A 3,984-nucleotide genomic window follows, 5' to 3' on the forward strand; every position below is an offset into this window, starting at 1 on the left:
CCGATTGCGTGACGGAAATCCGTATAGGGAACTCTGTTCTTGTCGTGTCCGGCTTTTTCAAGCAGGGCGCAAAGGAAACCGCCGCCGACAAAATGGCTAAGGTGCTGGAAGCGGAAGCTGCTACAAAATGAGGGCATGGAAAAGCGGTCATGCCCGGAAACATGACCGCTGAATGGATAAGTTAAATTTTAGTTTGTTTCTTGCAGCCGTTCGTACAGCTGACTGTCAATTTTATAAATTCCCTGATAAGGCTGTTCGATATAGTGTTTTCCGTTTTCCTCATAGGCAAAAATGGTACTTGTTCCTGTTTCAAACTGAAAATCAATCTTGATATAACTTTCAGTCTGCGGAAAATCTTGAACACTTTGCTTACTGGTTGGTTCAGAACTGGAAATGTCAGAAATTATTTCACTTATCCAAGCTGTGTCTGAATGATTTGTGGTGTTTTCCCCAACAGTTACATCAACAGATGTAATGTCGCTTGTTTGGGGCAACTGAATGGGAGCAGCTTTTTTCCCACACGCAACTAAAGTTAAAATGCAAGTCAGACATAAAAACAAAGAAATATATTTTTTCATAAGCCTTTTACCTCGCTAATTCAATTTTTGCCATTATAACACAGCAGAATGAAATGGACTATCAAATAAAAGTAAAATATTTATGAAGTTGAATCTGCGTGATAACCCTAACACAAAAAAACGTCATTTTGACGGGCGGTAAAGAAGCACTTTTACACTTTGCCGCTATACAAGCCGCCCCGCTGTATGGTACAATCGAAGTACGGAATAGTGGGGCTGGCTGTCGGAAACGGAGGAAACCATGTTAAGACAGACAACCCAAAACCTTATTACCGCCCTTTATCCGAGATTATCCCATGAAGATGAACTGCAAGGGGAAAGCAACTCTATATCCAACCAAAAGCGCATTTTGGAAACCTACGCCAAGCAGAACGGCTTTACCAATCTCTGCTGGTACACAGATGACGGTTATAGTGGTGCGAACTTCCAAAGACCCGGATTTCAAGCCATGCTTGCAGACATTGAAGCCGGGAAAGTCGGCACAGTCATCGTCAAGGATATGTCCCGTTTAGGGCGAAATTATCTTCAAGTGGGAATGTATACAGAAATGCTTTTCCCGCAGAAAGGCGTCCGCTTTATCGCTATCAATGACGGAGTGGACAGCGCAATGGGCGACAACGATTTTACCCCGCTGCGTAATCTTTTCAACGAATGGATGGTGAGAGATACGAGCAAAAAAATCAAGGCAGTTAAGAAAGCAAAAGGCATGAGCGGTAAGCCTGTTACCAGCAAGCCCGTGTACGGCTACCTCATGGACGAGGACGAAAATTTCATCATTGACGAGGAAGCCGCCCCGGTAGTCAAGCAGATTTACCAGCTTTGCCTTGCCGGGAACGGTCCGACCAAGATAGCCCGTATGCTGACCGAGCAGGAAATCCCCACGCCGGGAACGCTGGAATACCAGCGCACAGGCAGCATACGCCGCTACCACCCCGGCTATGAATGTAAGTGGGCGACCAATACCGTTGTTCATCTGTTGGAAAACCGGGAATACACAGGCTGTCTTGTGAACTTCAAGACGGAAAAACCGTCCTACAAGATGAAGCACAGCATAGACAACCCCATTGAGAAACAGGCGATTTTCGAGAACCACCATGAGCCAATCATCGACTTGCAGACATGGGAACGGGTGCAGGAGTTACGCAAGCAGCGCAAACGCCCCAACCGCTACGATGATGTGGGCTTGTTCTCCGGCTTGCTGTTCTGCGCCGACTGCGGTCATGTGATGTACCAGCAGCGGTATCAGACCGACAAGAGAAAGCAGGATTGCTACATCTGCGGCAGCTATAAGAAGCGCACCGCCGACTGTACGGCGCACTTCATCCGAACCGACCTTTTGACGGCGGGTGTGCTGGACAATCTGCGGAAAGTGACCGCCTATGCACAGAAGCATGAAGCCCGGTTCGTGAAGCTGCTTATCCAGCAGAATGAAATGGGCGGCAAGCGGAAACAGGCGGCAGCCACGAAGCAGCTTGAACAGGTGCAGAGCCGCATTGCAGAACTTTCCCGCTATATCAAACGTCTGTATGAGGACAATGTAAACGGGAAAATCAATGACGAGCGTTTTATGGAAATGTCCGCAGACTACGAAGCCGAGCAGCGGGAACTGAAGGAGAAAGCCGCCGCATTGCAGGGCGAACTGGACAAGGCACAGGAAGCCACGGTAAACGCTGAAAAGTTTATGAACGTTGTCCGCAAGTACCTTTCTATCGAGGAACTGACACACACCCTCTTGCGTGAAATGGTGGAGAAAATCGTTGTCTATGAATGTGAGTATGACGAGAACGAAGTACGCCACCAGCGCATTGATATTTATTATAGCTTTGTCGGCAAGATTGACTTGCCCGAAGAATAAGCCCGACCTATCCGACACCCTGCGCAAGTGCCGGATAGGAACGGCAAAATTTTTTACACTTCTATTACTTCTTTATCACACATAAGCAAAGTCCCAGGGCATGAAGCAGTTTATGGCTAATTAAAGGGAACAAAAAGAAAGGAAAAGCACAATCCAGACGGTATCAGCGGCAGGATACAAGAATAAATTGTGATTACACAAGATTGGTGTTATAATAAGAGAAAAGTTCCTGCCGGGGCAGCCGCCCCGGTGGTATGGATAGAAAGGCAGGAAAACAATATGCACATCAGCTATAAACCACTCTGGCATACACTGTTAGAGCGTGATATGAGAAAAGAAGATTTAAGGCTTGCCGCCGGTATGACAACGAATATGATTGCCAACATGAGCAAAGAGGGAAAGCACATCAGCATGGATACATTAGCCCGTATCTGCGAAACGCTGAATTGTGAGATTACCGATGTGATTGAGTTAGTACCAGACGAGCCTGCTTCCACAGGAGGTAAGGAACATGAGCGAATTGAAACCAAGAATAACGGAAAACGGAATTGATTATATCCTTGTCGGAGATTACTATATCCCAGATTTGAAGCTGCCGGAGGAACACCGCCCTATCGGAAAGTACGGACGGATGCACCGGGAATATTTAAGAGAAGCCCATCCAGCCAGATTGAACACATTGACACTGACCGGGGAGTTATGGACATATCTTGCAGACCTGAACGAACAGGCACAGGAACGGTTAGACACCATCATGGAGCAGATGAAGGCTGCCGATGGTGTGACCGAGGAATTGAAGCGTACCCATCAAATGGAATGGGTGCAGCGTTGCAATAACATTCACAACCGGGCAGAAGAAATTATTTTGCAAGAGATGATTTATTCATAACGGTATGGTAGAATGATTATGACAAATCAAAAGTTGACAAGGAGTTTTGATAGCGTGAAAAAAATATTTCTTAAAATTGTGATAGGGGTTGTTCTTGCTTGTATTTTATTTGTTTGTTTTCTTTATACGAACAATGAGATCGGCGTGACTTCATCTAAGCTGGAGGCAGATATTCGTTCGTCGCAGAAGATTAAGGATGATTGGACGGTCGATGGAAGCGTTTCCAGCACGATGGCTGCATATATTTCTTACCCTCAGGGTTTGAGTGACCATTCTTTTTCCGTCTATGTCAATCGTCCAGGACTTTCCTTCGGATATTTTTTCCGTGGAGGTGGAACTCTTTCGGGGATTCAAAGAGGAATTGTGGAGTTTACTGTAGAGGGATATAATGAACGAGCATTTATTTCTATGAATCAACAGCAGGTGCAACAACTTGAAATAGATGATGGCAACACAATTCAAGTGGTTGATATTGACCGCAATAAACCTTTTGCGATTGTCTTGCCTATAAATGCGGGTAATATTACTTTTTATGATGTAAATAGAAATACTGTGGAATATTGGAATAATCCTCTTTGACAAATTCCAGTTTGTCGTGCTAAAAATTCAACTGAATAATCCCAGCAAAAACCGCTGCTACATGGAAGCCAACAAACCATGCA

The 3,984-nt window shown here is 45.4% G+C and carries 6 protein-coding genes and 1 pseudogene; 6 read left to right on the forward strand and 1 reads right to left on the reverse strand.

All coding sequences use genetic code 11. The features are described from left to right. Positions 1–131 (forward strand): transposon-encoded TnpW family protein (locus tag OCV63_RS17165; protein WP_158365424.1); only part of this gene is annotated, 131 nt, incomplete at its 5' end. Between the two features lie 57 nt (positions 132–188). On the opposite strand, the gene OCV63_RS17170 is transcribed toward OCV63_RS17165, so the two are convergent. Further along, positions 189–578, reverse strand: coding sequence for a DUF5301 domain-containing protein (locus tag OCV63_RS17170; protein ID WP_006859726.1), 390 nt, complete (start codon positions 576–578; stop codon positions 189–191). Positions 579–819: 241 nt separating this feature from the next. On the opposite strand from OCV63_RS17170, the gene OCV63_RS17175 reads away from it, so the two are divergent. The 5 genes and pseudogenes from OCV63_RS17175 to OCV63_RS17190 all read left to right on the forward strand — a co-directional run bounded on the left by OCV63_RS17175 (position 820) and on the right by OCV63_RS17190 (position 3,901). Next, the gene (locus OCV63_RS17175) at positions 820–2,433 is read left to right on the forward strand and encodes a recombinase family protein (protein WP_003533408.1); all 1,614 of its coding nucleotides are present in this window, start codon (positions 820–822) and stop codon (positions 2,431–2,433) included. A gap of 19 nt (positions 2,434–2,452) precedes the next feature. After that, positions 2,453–2,515, forward strand: a pseudogene (locus tag OCV63_RS17870) (Maff2 family mobile element protein); the annotation flags it as partial. A gap of 197 nt (positions 2,516–2,712) precedes the next feature. Further along, a complete protein-coding gene (locus tag OCV63_RS17180; protein WP_002593556.1) occupies positions 2,713–2,985 on the forward strand; it encodes a helix-turn-helix domain-containing protein in 273 nt (90 codons plus the stop codon). Then, the gene (locus OCV63_RS17185; RefSeq protein WP_003533403.1) at positions 2,945–3,322 is read left to right on the forward strand and encodes a TnpV protein; all 378 of its coding nucleotides are present in this window, start codon (positions 2,945–2,947) and stop codon (positions 3,320–3,322) included. The genes OCV63_RS17180 and OCV63_RS17185 overlap by 41 nt, the downstream gene beginning before the upstream one ends. Before the next feature lie 54 nt (positions 3,323–3,376). After that, entirely contained in the window at positions 3,377–3,901 is a 525-nt protein-coding gene (locus OCV63_RS17190) for a hypothetical protein (protein WP_262670953.1), read from the forward strand. Positions 3,902–3,984: the final 83 nt, after the last annotated feature.

Origin of the sequence: Laedolimicola ammoniilytica (assembly GCF_025567165.1) — a bacterium.
In the GTDB taxonomy this organism is placed as follows: domain Bacteria; phylum Bacillota; class Clostridia; order Lachnospirales; family Lachnospiraceae; genus Laedolimicola; species Laedolimicola ammoniilytica.

Coding starts and splice junctions, on each gene's coding strand:
- OCV63_RS17170 (WP_006859726.1), bottom strand. CDS start 578: ATGAAAAAATATATTTCTTTGTTTTTATGTCTGACTTGCATTTTAACT.
- OCV63_RS17175 (WP_003533408.1), top strand. CDS start 820: ATGTTAAGACAGACAACCCAAAACCTTATTACCGCCCTTTATCCGAGA.
- OCV63_RS17185 (WP_003533403.1), top strand. CDS start 2,945: ATGAGCGAATTGAAACCAAGAATAACGGAAAACGGAATTGATTATATC.
- OCV63_RS17180 (WP_002593556.1), top strand. CDS start 2,713: ATGCACATCAGCTATAAACCACTCTGGCATACACTGTTAGAGCGTGAT.